The following is a 21,677-nucleotide window of genomic DNA, read 5'->3' on the forward strand; positions in this document are numbered from 1 at the left end:
AAACATAAAATGAAATCAATATTATATGTACTCATAATAGTCTTTGTCCAAACTGTTTTTGGTCAAAACAAAACACAAAAAATAGACAGTTTATTTACCAGTCTATACAACTCAAATAAATTCAATGGAAATATATTAATAGCCGAAAAAGATTCAATAATCTTTACAAAAAGTTTTGGTTATGCTAATGAAAGTACAAAAGAAAAACTAAATGAGAATACTATATTTGAGTTAGCCTCTTGCACTAAGCCTTTTACAGCAATGGCAATATTAATACTCAAAGACCAGGGAAAATTGAACCTGGATGATAAAATCTCAAAGTACATTCCAGAATTATACAAATATAACAATATAACAATCCGCAATTTAATGAACCATACTGGTGGTATACCTGATTATATGGCTTTAATGGATACAATTTGGGACAAAAGTAAAATAGCCACAAACAAGGATATTATAAAAATATTGGAAAAACAGCAACCTAATGAACTTTTTGAACCAAATACAAAAGAAGAATATAGCAATACAGGCTATGCTTTACTTGCAACAATAATTGAAAAAACATCTGGAAAAACGTATGCCGAATTTTTGGAATCTGCTATTTTTAAACCGCTCAAAATGACCAGAACTTTTGTATATCACAGAAGATTTTCAGGTAAAAAAATCAAAAATTATGCAGTGGGCTATCTCTACCTAAATGGCGATTATATTTTGCCAGATGATTATGAAAGGTCAAAATTTGTATTTTGGCTAGACGGCGTAGAAGGAGATGGCACTGTAAATTCTACAATAAATGACCTTTACAAATGGAACAGGGCATTAAAAAACAATAAATTACTTTCAAAGGAAAGCTTAAAATTAATTAATAGCAATGGCATATTAAGTGATGGAACTTTAGCGCATCACGGTTACGGCTGGCGAGTATTGGACACAGAGCCTTTTGGGAAAATTGCAAGACATAGTGGAGCATGGCCAGGTTACTTAACCTACATTGAAAGAGATTTAGATACTGATAAAACCATCATAATTTTGCAAAATCATTATAATGGAGCAATGCCTAAACAAGCTGTCCAAAATATACTTTATGGAATGCCAATACCAAAAACGATGGAAATTCTATATAGAGAAGGAAAAACGGTTGATGAAATCATTGCTTGGCTGAAAAATCCTGTTTCTAAATATTTAATTGATGATTTTTATGAGGATGGCGTGAATAAATTTGGCTACGAATTACTGAAGCAAGGGAAAAATGAAAGCGCTGTAAAGATTTTTGAATATAATACAAACGCAAATCCAAAAAGCTCAAATGCATTTGATAGCTTGGGAGAATGTTTATTAAAAATGAACTATAAAGAGCAAGCAAAAAAAGCATATGAAAAATCTTTGGAATTAGACCCAACTAACAAAAATGCGGAATCGATAATATCTAACCTGAAAAGAGAATAATGAGGCTGCAACACCAGAAACATGATTTGTAAACAAGTTGTTAGATAGCGATTTCTACTATCAAGAAGGTATCTATCAAGCACCTACAAAAATATATTTTGATTTCATGTGTTAAGTATAATTTCAGGAATATTGAACGAAACCAGGTGGCAACTTTTAGTAAATTTCCCAAATAAGATGAAGAAGAAAAGAATCGCCAAAGAGACCAGAAATAATAAATTTTATTTCAACAACTAAACAACATTCAACTTATCAAAGAAGCGGATTTAGAGATTAGAAGTTCAATTGAGAAACTGAACTTGAATTTAGCACTAAATCCACACTATTACAAAACCGAGGTTAGTAGAGGTATACTATTTGTCAAATATAAAGAATTGACTGAGGGTAAAACAAAATGAATATGAGTTTTTCTACATCTTTATTTTAATCTAAACGTTTTAAAATAAGCGATCGTAAACGTTTTTCATGCTCATCTCCCCAATTCCCAATAGCTGAAATTACAGGAATTAGTGTTTTTCCAAAATCTGTAAGGCTATATTCAACTTTAGGAGGCACAACAGGGTAAATAATTTTTGAAACAAGTTCATGTTCCTCTAACTCCTTCAGCTGAATATTTAAAACCCTGCGTGAAGCATCCGGTATTTTACGCTGCAATTCACTTGGCCTTTTATGGCCTTCATTAATAAACCAAAGCAAACGTATCTTCCATTTACCATAAAGTACTTCACCTATTAGGTCAAGCCCGCAGTTTAAGTTCGGTATTATTTTTCTTTCATACATATTACAAAAGTAATCCTATGTTCCTATATGTACAATAGGGGAATAATTTATCCCTATATGAATCGTAAATCCTTACTTGTGAGGAAGTAACATACTTCCGAGATTTGTACAATAGAAATTTAAAATACAATATAATATGGACTATCAAAATGAATTATCAGGGAAGATTGCCTTAGTAACAGGAGGCACAAAAGGAGCCGGAAGAGCCATTGCAGAAAGACTGCTACAAGCTGGTGCAACAGTTATTATCACTGCAAGAAACGCACCGGAAAAAGAAAACAGCAAACTTCATTTCATTCCGTCCGACTTGAGTAAAGCAGAAGGAACACAAAAAGTGGTCAGCGAAGTGCTGTCGGCTTACGGAAGGCTTGATATTTTGGTGAACAATCTTGGTTCCTCAACAACACCTGCTGGTGGCTTTACTGCATTATCTGATGAAGATTGGGAATTAACTCTACAGGCTAATTTGCTTGCTCCGGTTCGACTGGACAGAGGGTTTTTACCTCAAATGATAGACCGGAAAAACGGCGTTATTATACATATAGCTTCTATCCAAGGAATACTGCCACTGTATGACTCCACTTTGCCTTATGCGGCTGCAAAAGCAGGATTAAGAAACTATAGTAAAAGTTTATCGAATGAAGTTTCACCTAAAGGTGTTCGGGTGCTGACTGTTTCTCCCGGATGGATCAATACAGGAGCGTCGAAAGCTTGGTTGGCTGAGATTGCAAGAAACGCCAATAGCACTGTAGAAAAAGCACAGCAAGGTGTAATGGATGCATTGGGCGGAATACCATACGGCAGGCCCGCTGAGTCGGAAGAAGTAGCTGAATTGGTTGGTTTTCTTGTTTCTCCGAGAGCCAGTTATTTATCAGGAACTGAATATGTAATTGATGGCGGTACTGTACCAACAATTTAATAATCTTAAAAAATAATAACCATGAACTTACCAAAAGTAGTAGCACACTTGATTAAAGCACAGAACGAATTTGATGCTGTAACGTATGCCAACCTGTTTTCAGAAACAGCCGTAGTGCTTGACGAAGGCAAAACGCATAAAGGACGAATTGAAATTGAGCAATGGATTGATCATTCAAACAAAAATTACCAATCGGTAATGAAACCAATGGAATATACCGAAAGCGGCACAACAAGCATCTTAATTGCAGAATGTTCAGGAACATTTCCAGGAAGCCCTATCACGCTAAAATTTCATTTTGATATTGCTGATGGGCAAATTCAGCATTTAAAAGTAACCGATTAAACCTAAAAGAGAGTGTGACTGTTACTATAAGTTATTTAAACAACAAAGCCATTGGAATGCAATGGCTTTAATTGTCTTTCTGTGGGCGATGAGGGATTCGAACCCCCGACCCCCTCGGTGTAAACGAGGTGCTCTGAACCAACTGAGCTAATCGCCCTTATTGTTTTGCTATACTGCTGTAACCAGTTCCGTATTGCGAGTGCAAATATAGTGTAGATTTTAATATTTGCAAACATTCAATTAAAAAATTATAAAATTTCTGCTACAACAAAAGTACTGCCGCCAATATAAATTAAATCTTTTACTGTGGCATCATGCAACGCAGCCTCATAAGCCTCTGAAACAGAACCATATATTTTACCATTTAAACCAAATTCAAAGGCTTGCTCTTGCAATTTGGCTGCATCAAGACCACGTGGTATATTGGGCCTGCAAAAATAATATACAGCATTTTCTGGCAGCAAGGGCAATATATCCGAGAGGTCTTTATCGTTAACCACACCAAAAATCATCCGTAATACATCATACTCCATTTCAGCAAGTTGCTGTATAACAAGCTTTAACCCATGGCTGTTATGGGCTGTATCTGCTATTACAACAGGATTTTGCTGTAACTGCTGCCATCTACCACTAAAACCGGTGTTGTTTCTTACACATAAAAGCCCTTTTTTAACAACGTCCTGTGAAATATTTACTTTTTCGGAAATTACTTCCAGTGTTTGCAACACCGTTTTAATATTATTCTTCTGATAATTACCTTTCAGGTCAGAAGGATAATCAGGCAATACAGCATCTGAAGCAAAATAAATATGCGCGCCCTTCTCCTTAGCCCTGTCTATAAACACAGGTTTGGTTTCTGCGGTGTACTCCCCAATCACAACCGGAATGCCTGGCTTTATTATACCGGCCTTCTCCCCGGCAATCTCCGGCAGGGTAGTCCCTAAAAAAAGGGTATGGTCCAAACCTATATTGGTTATTACCGATACAAGCGGGGTAATAATATTGGTAGAGTCCAACCTGCCGCCCATACCGGTTTCTATTACGGCAATATCAACATGTTCTGCGGCAAAATAATCAAAGGTCAGGCCAACCGTCATTTCAAAAAAACTCAGGCTGTTTTCCTCAAAAAAAGATTTATTGTTTTCTATAAAGCGGCACACATACTCTTCGGTAATATCCCTGCCGTTAACTTTTATACGTTCCTTAAAATCTTTAAGGTGGGGTGAGGTAAATAACCCTGTTTTATAGCCTGCTTCCTGCAATACAGAGGCCAGCATATTAGACACCGACCCTTTGCCGTTGGTGCCGGCAATATGTATGGTTTTAATACGGTTTTCGGGGTTACCAAGGTGTTTTGCCAGCAACAGGGTATTGCTGAGATCTGCCTTATAGGCCGAAGCGCCTTGTGCCTGATACATTGGCAGGCGCGAAAACATCCACTCAACGGTTTCCTTATAATTCATATACAAAAAATGGCAGATATAGTGAGTACCTGCCATCAGCTTATTTTAAATTTTACTAAACCAGTTGTTTAAGGGCAATTTCAAAAGCCGTAAAACTCATGTTTTTGCCTGAACTGTTTTGTGTATAAATATTTTGTATGGCTTTTTTTATAGTTTCAGAAGTATCCATAAAAATAGCTTCATCCGTCATTTGTACTTTTTTCTCCATAAAGTAGGCAAATACCCGGGCCATACCACAATTAGATATAAAGTCAGGTATAAGGCTCACTTTACTGTCTGTAGCCTCCATAACAGGGCCAAAAAATATTTCCTTATCGGCAAAAGGCACATTAGCTCCGGAGGATATAACTTCTAACCCGGCAGCTACCATTTGGTCCACCTGGTCTTTGGTTACCAGCCTTGAGGCAGCACAAGGGGCAAATATTTCGGCGCCCGTACTCCATATTTCAGTATTAATCTGTTCAAACGGAATCATATTGGCTGCGCCAAGTGTATTGCCTTTTTTGTTAAGAAACAACTGCTTTACTTCATCAAAACTAAAACCATCTTTATTTATCAGCCCGCCATCGCGGTCTATAATACCAACAATTTTTGCGCCAGATTTTGCCAGGTAAAAGGCTGCTGCTGCACCTACATTACCAAAGCCCTGTACTATTGCTTTTTTATTTTCTATAGTGCCGCCATAAATGGTATAGTAATGCTTTACAGCTTCGGCTACACCATATCCGGTAATCATGTCTGCCACGGTGTATTTTCGGTTTACATCGGGCGAAAAAACAGGATTTTCTATTACTTTAACAACACCTTGGCGCAACTGGCCTATACGGTTGATTTTATCGGCATCCGTTGGCCTGAAATGGCCGTTAAAAACACCTTCCTGCGGGTGCCACACACCACATTCTTCAGTCATGGGTATTACCTCATGTATTTCATCTACATTAAGGTCGCCACCTGTACCATAATAGCTTTTCAGCAGTGGAGAAACAGCTTTATACCAGCGTTGCAATACTCCCTCTTTGCGGGGATCAGCAGGATCAAAATTTATACCTGATTTAGCTCCGCCTATTGCCGGACCCGAAACCGTAAACTTAACCTCCATAGTTTTGGCAAGAGAAAGCACTTCGTTCATATCTAACCCTTTACGCATACGTGTACCGCCACCGGCAGCGCCACCACGCAATGAGTTAATAACCGTCCACCCCTGGGCTTCGGTTTCAGTATCTTTCCACTCAAAAACTATTTCAGGCTGTTTATTTTCAAATTTACTCAGTAAATCTTTCATTTGTTTGCGAATATCTTATTTGCCTGCAAAGATATAAAACAAACTCTGTTTTAAGGATAATTTTAAAGTTATAGGGGTAAAAACACCTCTATTATTGTTCCGTTGCCGGGTGTTGATTTAATATGCAAGGTGCCTTTTAGCGCATCTGCACGCGACTGTAAATTTTTTAATCCTATACCGCTGCGCGCTTTTTCGGTATCAAAACCAACACCGTCATCAGATATAATTATGTGTATGTTTGCTCCATCCTTTAGTATTCGTACCGTTGCATTTTTTGCTTGAGAATACTTATTTATATTTTGGAGCGATTCCTGTATTATTCTGTAAATATTTACTTTATATAAATTTGATAAATCATCCCAGTTTATTACCTCATCAACAATAGCCTCAAACTGTGTGTTAAATTTATTTTTTTGGGAAGTAATCATAAAACCAAGCAACAGGTCAAAACCTTTATCATCATACAGAATAGAGTTGCGGTTCAGTTCGTGCGATACACCCCTGATTTCTGCTTCAACACCCTGCAACTGTTTTATATATTCTTTTCGTAACTGTATAGAGGCATCATCAGATTTTTTATTGATAAATTCCAGGTTAAGGCGTACTGCATAAATATTATTTAAAATACCATCGTGCAACTCCATGGCTATACGATTTTTTTCTTCGGCACGTGCTGCATCTATTTTAGCCTGCTGCTCAAACATAAGCTGATAAATCTCTTCGTTGGCTTTTTGCTGCTCCTGCATTAAAACCAGTTCTTTATTGCGTGAGTTAAGGTAGTAAATAATAAATATTGCAGCTATAAACAGTAAAACCACTACCGATACCCCTATTATAAAACTGTTCTTTTTTGCCAGCACTTCTTTCTCGTGTAAAAGCCGTTCGGTTTCATATTCAATGCGGGCAAACTTGTTTTTATTTTGCTTGGCCTTTTCCTGTATACTGTCATTAAGGCGAATGTACAGGTCGCTATATTGTAAACTGTTTTTTTTGTCTGCATCTGTTAAAAACCGCAGGCTTAAAAGTGCATCTTCATGCCGTTTGGTTTTACTGGCCAGTTTGTATGATGACACTAAATAATCTAACGCATGTACGGTATCTTTTTTGGCCAGGTAATATTCCCCAAGGCTCTGTCTGTTTCCTATAATACCCGAAACGTTATCTAAGCTGTCATTTATCTTAAGCCCTTCTTTAAGCATGCTTTCAACCCCGGTCCTGTCACCCCGTTTAAATTTGGCATAGGCAAGGTTACTTATAACTTTTGCATATAGTGCAGGATAATTCTGCCTGAGATTATTGTTGTTTTTTAACTGTCCGCTAAAGACATCAATAGCCTTATCATATTTTTCCATTTTCTGGTATACCCAGCCAATGTTATTGTAACAGGAAATACGATAGGAAGTTATATAATTATCAGGATAACCGGCGCTTTTAAATTTATCAAGCTGGTCAAGCGCCTGCTCAAAATAATCTATTGCCTCCTCATAATTATTTTGTCCGTTTAGGGCGGTAGCAATAAGGTTAAGGCAGTGATACACCTCAACAACCTTATTTTCTTTTTTAAGCAGGGCGAGCGCTTTAAATGCTTCGGTTTCGCAAAGCACATACTCATTAATGTTATATAAAATATAAGCTTTATATAAAATAACCCCGCCTAGGTTATCCATAATACCCAATTGGCGGTAATAGCGTTCGGCATCATTATAATATATGTAAGCGCTGTCATTTTGTGCTGTTTCATAATATATAATACCCGAAATATAATAGGCATTGGCCAGGTTTAGTGTGTCATTAACCTCACGGGCCAGTTCAATAGCATTTTTAGATGCCCTGAGTGTTTTGTCTTGTTGGCGTATTGAATAGTAGTCGGAGGCCACACGGTTGTAGTTTAACCGGGTTAGCGAGTCGTTTTTCTGTCGTGACAGAATATCTGAAACAGAATCCAGATACTTTTCCCTTACATCTGCGCTTATAGAGTTGTCTTCAGCTATTTCAAACAAAGCATTAAGCTTATCCTGGTCTAGGGGTTCATGCTGGCAGGATATTGCGCATATTATAAGTATAAAAAATAAAAACCGTTTCAAAATAGCAAAGGCAATAGTATTAGTACTATTGCCTTTCAAAAATAAGATTTTATTTTAAATTTATTCGATATTGGGCTTTTTATACCTAATTCAGATATTAAAATTTTGGTGGCACCGGCCTTGGAAGGTCCGCTCCTCCTGAACAACCACAATCAGAACCTGTACCAAAGTCTGTTTGTGTAGTATCATTATTAGTTAGTCCGCTGTCGTCTGTTGAGCATGAAACTACAGACAGGCTTAGTACGCTGATTAAGCTAAGGGTTAAGATAATTCTTTTCATTTTAGTAAAGTTTTAGATGTTTAAACTATTTATATTTTGAATAATTCGGTTTAAAAAACTATTGTTGTTGGATGATTACACAGCAAAAGTAGGCCGATTAAACCAATAAAACAGTTAAAAACACTGGACTTTAGTAGATAAGGGTTGTTTATGAGTGGTTAACCTTTTTTAAAGGGTAATTATGCATATTATAAATATTCCGGAGCAATATTACGTATAATAGCATCTACACTTTCTTTAAAAGTTTTAGAAAAAGGTACAGATATATCTATTTCACTAAGATAACATAAAGACTTACCCGTGTTGATACGGGAAACATAATTGCTGTTAACTATATAGCTGTTGTGTATGCGGTAAAAAAAAGGAGGAAGGTTATTTTCGTAATGTTTTAATGTTTTGTAGGCTGTAATTGATTTTCCGTTCTGCAAATAAAAATCTGTAGTGTTATTATCAGCTTTAAGGTAAACTACATCTTTCAGGGCTATAAACTGGTAATCCCCATATGATTTTATGCAAACCTGTATATCAACATCATTGCGCTGCTGTTCGGTTTTACCCTGCACTTCCTGGTCTTCAGGAGGTAACAATGTCAAAGCAATGTCAGTTTGCAAACCGGGGTTAAGTTTTACATACCTGTAAACTGATTTACGAAGCGAATTGGGCTCAAGTGGTTTTAACAAATAATCAAAAACACCAGCCTTAATTGCCTGAAAAGCATGTTTTTCAGAATCTGACAATACTATAAATGCTGGCAAATCGTTAAGATATTGGTATAATTCAGTAATTATTCCGAAATTTAAATCGTTTTTACTTTTATTACTAAGATTTAAAAAAACAATTTTTGGATTATGTTCCAATATAAGGTTGACAGCCTCCTCTTTATCAGATGTGGTAGCCAGGCATTTAAAGCCGGGAAGGTTCTTTAAATACAATATTAATTCTTCTGATACATCAGGACTGTCATCTATAATAAGATAGAAATATTGCACTATAATGTTTCGTAAATAAATTTAAAATTATATAAACAAAATGCAATTTAATAATTTTACAGTGAAACTGTAATTTTTATAATTTTGCAAATATACAAATTCTTATGCCCCAGGATTTAAATATATTAATAGTTGACGACCACCCCATGACCATAAACGGTTATATTAATGTGTTGTCTGATGAAAAATTTGAAGGTTACAACCTTGTTTTTAGTAAAGCGCTTGATTGCGAACAAGCTTATAACCTTATTACAGAATCTAACAATAAAGGTACACCCTTTAATGTAGCCTACCTAGATTTGAGCCTTCCGCCCTACCCGGCCCAAAACATATATTCCGGGCTGGACCTTGGTGTGCTTTTACGTAAGGCAGTACCCGACTGTACTATAATAATACTCACCATGCATAGTGAGGCGCCGCTTATAGACCGCCTTATTAAAGAAATTAACCCGCAGGGTATTTTATGTAAAAGCGATATTGATATTGATGAATTTTTAAATGCTTTTAAAATTATTTTTAGTGGAGACAATTATCTTAGCAGCAAGATAGTAAAATCGCTTAAAGAGAAGGTGTTTGAAAACTACAATCTCGATAAATACGACAAACAGATACTAATGCGCTTATCTGAAGGTATATCTACCAAAAATATCCCTAATTATGTACCTTTATCCCTAACTGCTATAGAAAAAAGAAAAGCCAGAATGAAAAATATGCTGTTACAGGGCCGTGGCGGCGATGATCATGAACTGGTAGAAGCCATAAAAAAAATAGGGTTTATTTAAGTGCTGTATATCTTTCCGGAACTATGATTTTTTTGTGCACCGGTAACACTTGCCAGCACATTAATTTCTCCCCTCAGCTTTAGTACGCCCAAAAGTGCAAAAATTAATGCCTCTTTATATTGTATAGTATCATCATTTGGCAACACAACGGCAACACCTGGTAAAAGCGCTTGTATCTTTTCAATAAGAAACGTGTTATACACCCCACCACCGGTTATAAGCAAACTGCAATTTGGTGTTGCCACACATTGTGCTATCTGGCTTGCTACATGGGCTACATAGGTATGCAATTTATCTTCGGTAGGTATATTATATTGTTCCAAAAGGGGTAAAACTGTAGCCTTTACAAACTCTACCCCTAATGATTTGGGATAGGGTTTATTATAAAATTCAAGGCTTTCCAGCTCAAAAAGCAAATCATTGTTCAACTTACCGCCGCGGGCTATTTTTCCACCGTTATCATACGGGTACCCCAATCTCCCAGAATAAAAATTAAGTACCGTATTAACAGCACATATATCATAAGCCAGCCTTTTGCCATGCTCCTCAAAAGATATATTGGCAAAGCCTCCAAGGTTAAGGCAATAAGTATAGTCGGCAAACAAAAGTGCATCGCCAATGGGCACTAAGGGTGCGCCCTGCCCCCCCATTGCCACATCCTGAACGCGAAAATCACAAACCACCTTTTGCCCCGTTAACGTGGCAATTTGTGGCAGGTTGCCAATTTGCAGGGTAATTCCTTTTTGCGGTTGGTGCAATATGGTATGCCCATGCGATGAAAGGGCATCAATACCTGAAATTTTATGTTTTGCAATAAAGCTGCGTATTATATCGGACAGCAGTACGGTATATTCATTATTAAGCTGTTGTAATTGTTGGGTAGTATAGTCTACAGCCTCCTTAAGCCTTGTTACCCATTTATCAGAATAAGGTATGGTTTCAGCAGTGATAATTCTATATTTCCAGTTACCGCCGCTCAGGCTAAACTGAACGTAAGAAAGGTCGACACCATCAAGCGAAGTACCCGACATTACTCCTATAATATTATAAATATGTTTATTCATACTGTAAATTTACACACAGAAATTAGAAAATTCACATTAAATAATTACATTTGGGTGCAATCAAACAAAAAAAGCAATTATTGTATTATGGATTTTAAACTTACTGAAGAGCACTTGATGATTCAGCAGGCTGCACGAGATTTTGCCCGTACAGAATTGTTACCCGGAGTTATAGAAAGGGATGAAAAACAGATTTTCCCTGAAGAGCAGGTAAAAAAAATGGGGGAACTGGGCTTTTTAGGCATGATGGTAGCGCCGGAATATGGCGGCAGTGGCCTTGATACCATATCTTATGTGCTGGCTATGGAAGAAATTTCTAAAATAGATGCCTCTGCATCGGTTATCATGTCAGTAAATAATTCATTAGTATGCTGGGGGCTTCAGGCCTTTGGCTCTGAAGAGCAGAAACAAAAACACCTTACACGCCTTGCAACCGGCGAGACAATAGGCGCTTTTTGCCTTTCTGAACCGGAAGCCGGCAGCGATGCCACATCACAAAAAACAACCGCAATAGATAAAGGCGACCACTATATACTTAATGGCACTAAAAACTGGATAACAAATGGTGGCACCGCAGGTGTATATATAGTAATTGCACAAACTCATGTAGAAAAAAAACATAAGGGCATAAATGCGTTTATTGTAGAAAAAGGCATGGATGGGTTTGAGATAGGCCCCAAAGAGCAAAAACTGGGGATACGCGGCAGCGATACCCACTCCCTTATATTTAATGATGTTAAAGTACCTAAAGAAAACCGCATTGGCGAAGATGGCTTTGGCTTTAAGTTTGCGATGAAAACACTGGCAGGAGGGCGTATAGGCATAGCATCTCAGGCATTGGGTATAGCCAGTGGTGCTTATGAGCTGGCGCTTAAATATTCTAAAGAACGAAAAGCTTTTGGCACCGAAATTTGCAACCACCAGGCCATTGCCTTTAAACTTGCCGATATGGCAGTGCAAATTGAAGCGGCACGCCATTTATGCCTTAAAGCGGCCTGGGATAAAGATAACGGGCTTAATTATGATATTAGTGGCGCTATGGCCAAGCTATACGCCTCTCAGGTAGCCATGGATACAACTATTGAAGCAGTACAGGTACATGGCGGCAATGGTTATGTAAAAGAATATCATGTAGAGCGGATGATGCGTGATGCAAAAATTACACAAATTTATGAAGGCACTTCAGAAATTCAGAAAATTGTAATATCACGTGCCATACTTAATAAGTAACAAAAAAGCTGCTTAAAGCAGCTTTTTTGTTTTAATCCTGTCAAGAAAAGCATCCAGCTTTTTTACCATACCATATTTAGTGTCTTCAAGGTCCAGGTATACTACATTATCGTTTTGTAACATCCCGTTATTATTCCCCCTGCCCCTTATACCAAGCAATATGGGTATATCTTCTCTAAATAGCTGTACAAAGGCGGGCATTTCCAGCGCATCACTCATAATAAACACCATACCTTCATATCCATTATGTGCAATATCAGTACCTGATAATGAAAAATCATACTCCTTTTTAAGCTCTTTTATTAGCTTATAATATCCAAATTGCCTGTCGTAAACTAATATCTTTTTTTTCATAACTTAAATTTTATGCGTGCATTGTACTATCTAAATATTAGTTATTAAAAAATAACTATATAATTATATTTTATTTGTTATTTAACGGAAAAACGATACATTATATCGAGTTTTTTCCTTAACAAGACTGCTTTTAAAAACACTTAGTTATTTTTATCCTGTAAAAGGAAATAATAACCTTTGATATTTGATTTTAATAGTGTTTTTATTGTAAAAACAAACGCTAAGACACTAAAATTAAGTAAGGTGGTTTAGAAGTATTTTATTATTGGTGACAATTCAAAAGTAATCAACAAATTTATATAGTAAACCAAATAATAAGTTATAGTTTAAATAAAAAAATTATAATTATCATCGTACAGTATCCAACTAAAAATTTATATTATGAATGTAATCGGTCACAAAATCAAAAATTTGCGGGAGCAAAAGGGCATAACCCAAGAGGTTATGGCGCTTCAGCTTGATGTAACACAAAGTAACTACGGGCGCCTTGAGAAAGATGACAGAAGGCTAAATGTTGTTAAACTCCTTAAGATAGCGCGTATACTTGATGTGAACATCAGTTATCTTTTTAATGAATCGGATATTATATCTGATAACATGAACCCTGAGTTCTCTAACTCTAATAAGGAAGTGTATGACATTCTTATTGAAAGCCTCAGGTCTGAAGTGCAACACCTTAAAGATGAAATCAGCTTTTTAAGGGTTATGGTACGCAGCTAATTGTTTAAAAAACTTTTATTGCAACACTTTTATTGCAGGCTGTACCGTTATATAAAATAAGATTATTATTTTTATTGGGATGGTACAAAAGCCAAAAGCCATAAAATACAAAGTTATTGCCGGATACTTATTGTTGTTTATAACAGCAGTAGTATCCGTTTTGTTTATATACACACAAATTTTAAAAATTGCCATCCCCTCTGTTAATAACAGTGAAAACAGTAAAATTTTAAGGGTAAGCAATACCATTGCGCGGCTGTATGCATCAGAAGCTGTGGGGCGCAATGCCATACTCACAACATCTTCAGAAAACCTTGAGCGATATAACCTTCTTGTAGACAGTATTGGTAAACAGATAGATTCTCTTAAAACAGATGCCACAAGCAGCCAGGCAACAAAGTTTGACAGCATACAATTACTTTTAAAGCGTAAAAAAAGAAGTATTGCCGAAATTGTAAGCTACCGCAGGCAGTACGAAAAGAAGAGCCGATTTGAAATTGCGCGGGAAAAAATATACTCTACTAACGACTCTATAAGAAGCCGTGTAAAACCAATTGTATCATCGCGCGTGCATGAGTGGGATGCCCTTGTAAATTCTGCACTAAGCCCTAAACAGTTAGACTCACTAAGCAAACTTCAGGTTTCTAACGATACTCTGGCTATGGCATTTGGAGAAGTGCTTAATACGGTTTTGATAAAAGATAATAAGCTGAAATATGAGCTGTACCTCAAAGAGCAAAAACTGCTTGACGAAAACCGTATTATTTCAGACCAACTACGCACTATACTGTTAACTATAGAGCAGGAATTTCTTACAAATTCTTATCAGGCCATCAACACCTCGCAACAGGCTATTTCAAAAACAGTTAAAACCATGGCGTGGGTTGGGGCTATTACTTTTATTTTTCTCATACTATTTGCCTATATTATAATCCGAGATATATCTATAAACCAGCGATACCGCGTAAGGCTGGAAGAGCTAAATACTGAGAACGAAGATTTGTTGCGTAGCAAATCCATGCTTATGGCTACCGTAACACACGATCTGCAAACGCCTTTGGGCAGTATTTTGGGGTTTTATAATTTATTAAACCAGTCAGAGGTAAACCTTAAACAAAAACAATACTTAGGCAATATAAAAGAATCTGCCGACTACATCTTAAAATTAGTAAATGACCTGATGGATTTTTCGAGGCTGGAAAACAACAAAATTTCTATTGAGCCGGCAGCATTTAATGTAAAACAACTTATAGAATCGGTTTGTAAAACATTTGAACCTATTGCACTAAATAAAAATATTGAACTAAACTGGGATGTAGATGATGACCTTGATGCACCTTTTATAAGTGACCCTTACCGTATAAAACAAGTACTTACCAACCTTATTGGCAATGCCTTAAAATTTACCAGTGAAGGCTCTGTAGAAGTTACTGCACAAACTATGGTAAATACTATCAAAATATCGGTAATAGATACAGGTATAGGTATTGCCGAAGAGCAGCAGGATGCTGTTTTCAGGGAATTTACACAGGCCAACAGCGGAATAGAAAAACGTTTTGGAGGCTCAGGCCTGGGGCTAACTATTTCCAAAAGGATTATAGAACTGTTAGGGGGCACTATAACTCTTAAGAGCGAATACGAAAAAGGTTCGGTATTTACCCTGTCTATACCTAAAACACCTGCACCGGAAGGGGCTTTGAACAGTGAGGAAAAAAATATTGAAGTTGACACGGACAGTGCTTTTCTGGCAGGAAAAAAAATACTTGTTATTGATGATGATGCAGTGCAGTTATCACTTATGAAGGAACTGCTGCACCAATATGATTCAGCCGTTACTACTGAAATAAATACACGCGAAGCGCTTAGCCTGCTGCAAAAAAACAGTTTTGATGCTGTAATTACCGATGTGCAAATGCCTGTTATGGACGGTTTTGAACTGGTAAAAGCCATACGTGCCCACCAAAATAAAATAATAGCGCAAATACCTGTGATAGCCCTTTCGGGCAGTAAGGATATAAGTGGAGAAGCCTATACAACGGCAGGTTTTACAGCACACCATACCAAACCGCTGCAATTAAATAAACTGTTACATGAATTTGCTGAAATTTTTAATACTAAAGCTCCGGCAATAAATATATCAGCCAATAATGAAAGCGGTGCTTTATATAACCTTAGCAGCCTGATGTTTTTTATCAGTAACGATGATGAGGCCCTAAAAAATATATTAACCGTATTTGTGCAAAGTGCAGAAGATAATAGCCTGGATTTAAAGAAAGCTGCTAAAACTGGTGATACAGAAAAGTTATCTGAGGTGGCCCATAAAATGATACCCATGCTTAAACAAATAGAAGCAAGGCATATTGCAGCCGCTTTAAGCCCGCTTGAAGATATGAGCCTGCCCTATACCGGCAAAGCATTAGAAGATTATATAGAAGATATTTGTATAAAGGTAGCTGCTTTGCGCCAACAATTAATAAACGATTATAACTTACAGGTTAATATTGTATAGCTTAAGTTTATTATACAATGTTTTCCTGTCTATATCCAGTAGCCTGGCAGCTTTAGATTTGTTATAATTTGCTTTTTCCAGTGCCTGCATTATTGCCCGCTCCTCATCAGCTTTGGTATAGGTATTTAATAAACTGCCTTCCTTAACGGCCTGTTGCATTTCCTGTGGCAATACTCCCATATGTATAACGCTACCTTTTTCAAGCAAAACCGAACGCTTAATAATATTCCGCATTTCGCGCAGGTTTCCCGGCCAGTCATACCTGCAAAAAAAATCTTCTACCTCTTCATCAAAACCCTGCACCTCTTTTTCAAGGTCTTCATTTGCCTGTTGAAGAAAATGAAGCGCAAAAATCATGATATCTTTTTTGCGTTCAGAAAGCCTTGGGGCTTTAATAGTAAATTCATTTAATCGATGATACAAATCTTCCCTGAAATCCCCTTTTTTCACCGCTTCGGCAAGGTCTTCGTTTGTCGCGGCTACTACACGTATATCTACCTGTGTTTCCTGGTTACTGCCCACAGGTTTTATTTTACGCTCCTGTAGGGCTCGTAATAACTGTACCTGTACCTCGTAAGAAAGATTACCAACCTCGTCTAAAAAAAGTGTCCCGCCGTTTGCAGCTTCAAAATGCCCGGTTTTATCGGTTACAGCACCTGTAAAAGACCCCTTTAAATGCCCGAAGAATTCACTCGAAGCAAGTTCTTTTGGTATGGCACCGCAATCAACCGCTATAAATGGTTTACCGGCGCGTTTACTGTTTGTGTGTATGCTTTGTGCTATATACTCTTTGCCCGTGCCGCTATCGCCCATTATAAGTACCGACATGTTAGTGGGTGCCACAAGTTTTATATGCTCATGTAAGAGTGCCGACTCTTTACTTACCCCTTCTACAAAAGGCACACTGGCTTGTTTGGGCTTGCTTACAGGAGCCGTTTGCCTCTCCGCTTTCTTAGTGATAGCCTGCCCAATGGTATACAAAATTTCTTCCGGGTTTATGGGTTTGCCTACATAATCATAAGCACCAAGTTTTATGGCATTAACCGCTGTTTTAATATCAACATAGCCGGTCATCAATATTACCTGGGTATTTTGTGAGGCTTCTTTAACCAGTTTTAAAATTTTGAGCCCGTCACTGTCCGGCAGCCTGATGTCGGTTAGTACAACATCAAACTTTTGTTTAGAAATTTCCTGTTGTGCCTGTTCGGCAGTAAAAGCATTTGTTACTTCATATGCATTTTTTTGCAAGAATGTTTTTAACATCATGCAAAAGGCAGTATCGTCATCAATAACCAATATTTTCGAGCTCATCCGGTAAAATAATACCTCACAAATTTAAGAGTTTAATAATTGTAAAATGTTAATAAAAACAAAAGGAGACTTAAATTAGTCTCCTTTGTCTGAAGAAAAAATCTTCAAAATCACCTTACTATATGTCTTCTGCCTTTTTAATACCTTACTATTATTAAAGGTTAGATATTTAATAATAAGTAAGAATTATACCATTGTACTATATAAAACCTTATACAATTATAAGATACTGAAAAACAGATTTTTAAATAAAAAATAGATTGTAATGACAATAACTGGATTATGTAGAATTCTACATATTGCTGTGGAATTTCTACACTTTTTAACGAATCATGGCAAAGTGGCCTTTGTATACACGGCCATCTTCCCTCTTAACCACAAACCAATAATCTGTTGAAGGTAATTTTTTACCGTTATATGTGCCATCCCAACCAATACTCTGAGTATCAAATGATGTTATAAGTTTTCCATAGCGATCAAATATATACGTCATTAATCCGGTTTCAATCCATGAATTCGGAATTCTCCACGTTTCATGATGCCCATCTCCGTTAGGTGTAAAAAATTTAGGATAATTAAGTAATGCTACTTCTTGGGTAACAATACCACAACCATAAGTGTCTCTTACATATACGGTATAAATATCAGGCTCAAGGTTATCAAAAGTTGGGCTTTCCTGCCACACAATACCATCAAGCGAATATAAATAACCATCGGCACCACTTGCAGATACCGTAATGGAATTATCATTCTCAGTCCAGTCAGTAATAGTTATATCTGTAATTTCAGGCTCATCAGAAGCTGCTACCTCTATAGATACAAGTACATCACACGTATTGCTTCCATATATATTACTCACATTAACAGTGTAGATTCCCGGTTCTGTAACTGTGATTGACCGGCTTGTCTGCCCGGTAGACCAAAGGTAAGAATCAAAACCTGCATCAGCTATTAAGACTACCTCTCCCTGATTGTCGCAAATGGTAACCTGGCTGTTTGTTTCCACATCAGGATATTCTGACACCTGTATGTCAAACTGGGTAATTGAATGGCAAATACCAATATAATTATGCTCTACCCTAGCATAAATAGTTTGTGGATTAGTATTATTGGTATAATTATATGGCAAGGGATTACTACCACTCTCGGCATCATCAATGTTATCATAATACGTAACGGTATAAATATCCGGAGCCAATAAGCCTAAAATAGTGCTGTTTTGCTGTGTAAGGTCAAATTCCTGCTGGTCGGGCTGTCCCCGTTCTATACATAAAAGCATGTCATCAGGTTGATTAGCCGATGTTAAATCAGGTAATTGGCTTATATTTTGAATCCTGTTTACTTTATTACCACACGAATCTTCTACCTGAAAAACATACACACCGGGTTCAAGCCCCTCAAATACATTATTTGTCCCGTTTTCCACTAAAAAATCCTGTCCGTTTTTAGAAATAATCCTGTATTGTATAGGTGCTAATCCTCCGGCCTCTATATACACAGAAATATCTCCCCCATCAGCTACACACGAAAGATCATAAATATTTTCTACAACCACCCCGTCATAATAATCAAACTCACCTAATATTTCTATACAATTTTTTTCGGCAACGCCGTCACCTACTGTAGTAAAAGACCTTACAATTCTTAAATGCCCATAAAATACCAGGTTAATATTATTGTGATTGTTCTGTAACTGGTAAGAATTATCGCTGTTAGGAATATCGCCTTCAGTATATACAATACCTGTTTCAGGATGCATCCATTCTCCGGGCGATGATGGGTTTTCTACTTGCAGCCAATATACAGGCGTTGCCATATCAGAAACAGTATTATCATCAAGCAGGATATCGAAAGAGTTGCAATGCGCTTCAAAAACATACAAATCATCTATTGCAATATTTTCATTTACTAATGTAAAAGAGACCTGTTTTTGTATTCCACACACATCTACACCTTGTAAAGTATAATTACCCAATGGTAAATTAGTCATATAGAGTTTACCATTAGCGGCTATTTTATCTGAAACATCATGAGGTAAAGCCTCAGGGTACGCCAACGGTGCAGCTATAACAAACATGGTAACCAATTTACCATTACGGCTACGCGCAATAACACCGCCCGTCTGGGGCGAACAATCAGGTTGAGGATCTGCCTCAAACTCCAGCTCTTCAAAAGGAGGCACGGTTACTTCAACCGTATAATGGCCTCCACACGAATCTGTTATATCAATTACATAGTCACCAACCGGCATATTTATAAGAACAAGTTTGCCTGAACTATTAATAAATGAAGAAACATTTTGAGGCAGCGTAATATCAGGACTTTCAGTATAGGCCGCAGGAGCTTCTGTTATAGTAGCACTTACCACCTCCCTATCAGGAAAAGAAACTGTTATACGGCCCGAATTACTAAAACAACCATTATTACGGGATTCTACCGTGGGAGGTAATAAGTCATATATTATTTCTATATCGTCACTTGCCGTCCTTCCACATGCATCTGTAATCTGCACTTCATAAACTCCCTCAGGTAATGGGGCGCCTAAGCCTCCATAATTTACCAGCGGATTAGTAAAAGGCCCCGGGTGGTTACCGTTATAGGCAACAGGTGAAAACCCTACAGGCTGATCTAAAAATTCAACCGTATAAGGCGGCATAAAATTAGAAACATTTAATGTGATGTAATATTCACCGCAAGGCAACGGATTATCAGATATTGTTAACGATGGTACAGGATTTACAATCATACCGCTATTGCCATATTGCATACCGCAACCATTTGTAACCACTATATCATAAGTATAGGTAGCGCCATCAAAAGGAAACTCGTGGGAAAATTCTAAAAAAGAGGGTGCCCCACTATAAAATGTCTGGGTGCTTATAATATCATCTCCTCCATCAGCCGGATGTATAATATACTCAATAGTTAAGGGATAATTTATGGTAGTAGTTTCAGGGTATGTGATAGTATTGGTTATTGTAAAAGTATTGCAGTCTCCTGTATTTACCTGACTGAATATAGGCTGGGAAACTGTAGGTGAATCTATATCATATTCAACGGTAAAATTTTGAACAATGGCTTCTCCGCATTCATCATAAACCCGAAAATAGTAAAAGCCTTCGGGCAAATTGGTAAATACATTAGATTCCTGCAGAGGCATAGTAACAGGACCAGAAAAAATTTCATATGAGGCAGCGGTTCCTGTGAGTACATTAATAACCACCTGACCACCGGTATCGCAATTTTGAGTTACGGTATAAATTGAATAGGTAAGGTTAACTATTTCCTGTTCTATTGTTACTGTTTGCTGTACTGAATTAGAAAATGCACCTAACGTTTGTAAGGCAGTAACCTGATAAGTACCTGCGCTAAGCCCTTCTAAAACTGTTGATGATGTGACCAGATTATCTCCATCAGGCAATAAAACTACATTAAATAAAAAAGTAGCGCCAGGTGTACCACCTTCTACATTGAATGTAAGCGAGCCATTACCAGTACAGGTTTCATTAGTGGGAATAACATTTAATGTAAAATCAGATAATTGCGAATATGACCTTGCGATATTTAAAAATACCACACAGGCAACACAAAAAAATTTAATTCTATTACTAGTAATGTTTCTTTTCCAGCTGTTTCTCATAGTACTATAGCTAACTATTATTAGCTAATAACTCAATTATAAAACTATGCCAGGTACAAGTAAAATATATTACAAAAAAGTTACCCGGTATATTTTTCAATTTATAATAATTATATATTTAAAAACTTAAATTTATGACGATATAAATTAGCTGGTATTAACAAATTTAAAACAAAAATTTAACAATTACAATGTTATTTTATTTTAGAAATTAAGTCAGAAACGTATTTCCCCACCTTAAACCACAATTTCCACAATAATTATTCAATTTTTAAATAAACACCCCGTCTATATAAGGGGGTATTATGGAAATTATTAACATTTTAATAAAAATGAGTACTACATAAAATCTCCTTATGCTGTTTAAAAAGGGTGTTAGCAGTATTTGAAGAAATATACAAACAAAAAAAATCCCCTATCCATAAGGATAGGGGATTTATATAAGAAGGCGATGACATACTCTCCCACAAACTGCA

Annotated in this window: 17 protein-coding genes and 1 tRNA gene; 7 read left to right on the forward strand and 11 right to left on the reverse strand. The window is 36.9% G+C overall.

Going from position 1 to position 21,677, the window contains the following annotated elements; genetic code table 11:
- Positions 1–9: 9 nt before the first annotated feature.
- Positions 10–1,446 carry a serine hydrolase gene (locus ABS766_RS12780; protein WP_408085574.1) on the forward strand — a complete coding sequence of 479 codons (1,437 nt, stop codon included), beginning with the start codon at positions 10–12 and terminating at the stop codon, positions 1,444–1,446.
- Positions 1,447–1,869: 423 nt separating this feature from the next.
- Here the strand turns inward: ABS766_RS12780 and ABS766_RS12785 are convergent, their stop codons facing one another.
- Positions 1,870–2,226, reverse strand: a complete 357-nt coding sequence (locus ABS766_RS12785) for a winged helix-turn-helix transcriptional regulator (protein WP_408085575.1) — start codon at positions 2,224–2,226, stop codon at positions 1,870–1,872.
- A gap of 136 nt (positions 2,227–2,362) precedes the next feature.
- On the opposite strand from ABS766_RS12785, the gene ABS766_RS12790 reads away from it, so the two are divergent.
- Together ABS766_RS12790 and ABS766_RS12795 are read left to right on the forward strand one after the other, a co-directional pair.
- Positions 2,363–3,145, forward strand: a complete 783-nt coding sequence (locus ABS766_RS12790; RefSeq protein ID WP_408085576.1) for an SDR family oxidoreductase — start codon at positions 2,363–2,365, stop codon at positions 3,143–3,145.
- 21 nt (positions 3,146–3,166) lie between these two features.
- Positions 3,167–3,490, forward strand: a complete 324-nt coding sequence (locus tag ABS766_RS12795; RefSeq protein WP_408085577.1) for a nuclear transport factor 2 family protein — start codon at positions 3,167–3,169, stop codon at positions 3,488–3,490.
- Positions 3,491–3,572: 82 nt separating this feature from the next.
- Here the strand turns inward: ABS766_RS12795 and ABS766_RS12800 are convergent.
- From ABS766_RS12800 to ABS766_RS12825, 6 genes are all read right to left on the reverse strand, one after another.
- Positions 3,573–3,647 (reverse strand) — tRNA-Val (locus tag ABS766_RS12800).
- A gap of 91 nt (positions 3,648–3,738) precedes the next feature.
- Complete coding sequence (locus tag ABS766_RS12805; RefSeq protein ID WP_408085578.1) at positions 3,739–4,953, reverse strand: bifunctional folylpolyglutamate synthase/dihydrofolate synthase; 1,215 nt, start codon at positions 4,951–4,953, stop codon at positions 3,739–3,741.
- 55 nt (positions 4,954–5,008) lie between these two features.
- Complete coding sequence (locus ABS766_RS12810) at positions 5,009–6,235, reverse strand: Glu/Leu/Phe/Val dehydrogenase dimerization domain-containing protein (RefSeq protein ID WP_408085579.1); 1,227 nt, start codon at positions 6,233–6,235, stop codon at positions 5,009–5,011.
- 68 nt (positions 6,236–6,303) lie between these two features.
- Positions 6,304–8,358, reverse strand: coding sequence for a tetratricopeptide repeat-containing sensor histidine kinase (locus ABS766_RS12815; protein ID WP_408085581.1), 2,055 nt, complete (start codon positions 8,356–8,358; stop codon positions 6,304–6,306).
- Positions 8,359–8,416: 58 nt separating this feature from the next.
- On the reverse strand, positions 8,417–8,599 hold the full coding sequence (locus ABS766_RS12820; RefSeq protein ID WP_408085583.1) for a hypothetical protein: 183 nt from the start codon (positions 8,597–8,599) through the stop codon (positions 8,417–8,419).
- Positions 8,600–8,787: 188 nt separating this feature from the next.
- A complete protein-coding gene (locus tag ABS766_RS12825; RefSeq protein WP_408085584.1) occupies positions 8,788–9,588 on the reverse strand; it encodes a LytR/AlgR family response regulator transcription factor in 801 nt (266 codons plus the stop codon).
- 104 nt (positions 9,589–9,692) lie between these two features.
- On the opposite strand from ABS766_RS12825, the gene ABS766_RS12830 reads away from it, so the two are divergent.
- Complete coding sequence (locus tag ABS766_RS12830) at positions 9,693–10,370, forward strand: response regulator (protein ID WP_408085585.1); 678 nt, start codon at positions 9,693–9,695, stop codon at positions 10,368–10,370.
- Here the strand turns inward: ABS766_RS12830 and ABS766_RS12835 are convergent.
- The gene (locus ABS766_RS12835) at positions 10,367–11,434 is read right to left on the reverse strand and encodes an anhydro-N-acetylmuramic acid kinase (protein WP_408085586.1); all 1,068 of its coding nucleotides are present in this window, start codon (positions 11,432–11,434) and stop codon (positions 10,367–10,369) included. The genes ABS766_RS12830 and ABS766_RS12835 overlap by 4 nt on opposite strands.
- Positions 11,435–11,521: 87 nt before the next feature.
- Here ABS766_RS12835 and ABS766_RS12840 point away from each other — a divergent pair, with 87 nt between their 5' ends.
- Positions 11,522–12,664 carry an acyl-CoA dehydrogenase gene (locus tag ABS766_RS12840; RefSeq protein WP_408085587.1) on the forward strand — a complete coding sequence of 381 codons (1,143 nt, stop codon included), beginning with the start codon at positions 11,522–11,524 and terminating at the stop codon, positions 12,662–12,664.
- A gap of 12 nt (positions 12,665–12,676) precedes the next feature.
- On the opposite strand, the gene ABS766_RS12845 is transcribed toward ABS766_RS12840, so the two are convergent.
- Positions 12,677–13,018 (reverse strand): hypothetical protein, encoded by a 342-nt coding sequence (locus ABS766_RS12845; RefSeq protein ID WP_408085588.1) that lies wholly within the window; start codon positions 13,016–13,018, stop codon positions 12,677–12,679.
- A 384-nt stretch (positions 13,019–13,402) separates the two neighbouring features.
- On the opposite strand from ABS766_RS12845, the gene ABS766_RS12850 reads away from it, so the two are divergent.
- Both ABS766_RS12850 and ABS766_RS12855 read left to right on the forward strand, forming a co-directional pair.
- Positions 13,403–13,741: a helix-turn-helix domain-containing protein gene (locus ABS766_RS12850; protein ID WP_408085590.1), complete on the forward strand. Its 339-nt coding sequence runs from the start codon at positions 13,403–13,405 to the stop codon at positions 13,739–13,741.
- 79 nt (positions 13,742–13,820) lie between these two features.
- Positions 13,821–16,250 carry a hybrid sensor histidine kinase/response regulator gene (locus ABS766_RS12855; protein ID WP_408085591.1) on the forward strand — a complete coding sequence of 810 codons (2,430 nt, stop codon included), beginning with the start codon at positions 13,821–13,823 and terminating at the stop codon, positions 16,248–16,250.
- Here ABS766_RS12855 and ABS766_RS12860 read toward each other — a convergent pair.
- Positions 16,230–17,561, reverse strand: coding sequence for a sigma-54-dependent transcriptional regulator (locus ABS766_RS12860; RefSeq protein ID WP_408085592.1), 1,332 nt, complete (start codon positions 17,559–17,561; stop codon positions 16,230–16,232). The two genes, ABS766_RS12855 and ABS766_RS12860, sit on opposite strands and share 21 nt — an antisense overlap.
- A gap of 322 nt (positions 17,562–17,883) precedes the next feature.
- A complete protein-coding gene (locus ABS766_RS12865) occupies positions 17,884–21,201 on the reverse strand; it encodes a T9SS type B sorting domain-containing protein (protein WP_408085593.1) in 3,318 nt (1,105 codons plus the stop codon).
- Positions 21,202–21,677 lie beyond the last annotated feature (476 nt).

This window comes from Flavobacterium rhizosphaerae, from assembly GCF_046000445.1.
Classification (GTDB): domain Bacteria; phylum Bacteroidota; class Bacteroidia; order Flavobacteriales; family Flavobacteriaceae; genus Flavobacterium; species Flavobacterium rhizosphaerae.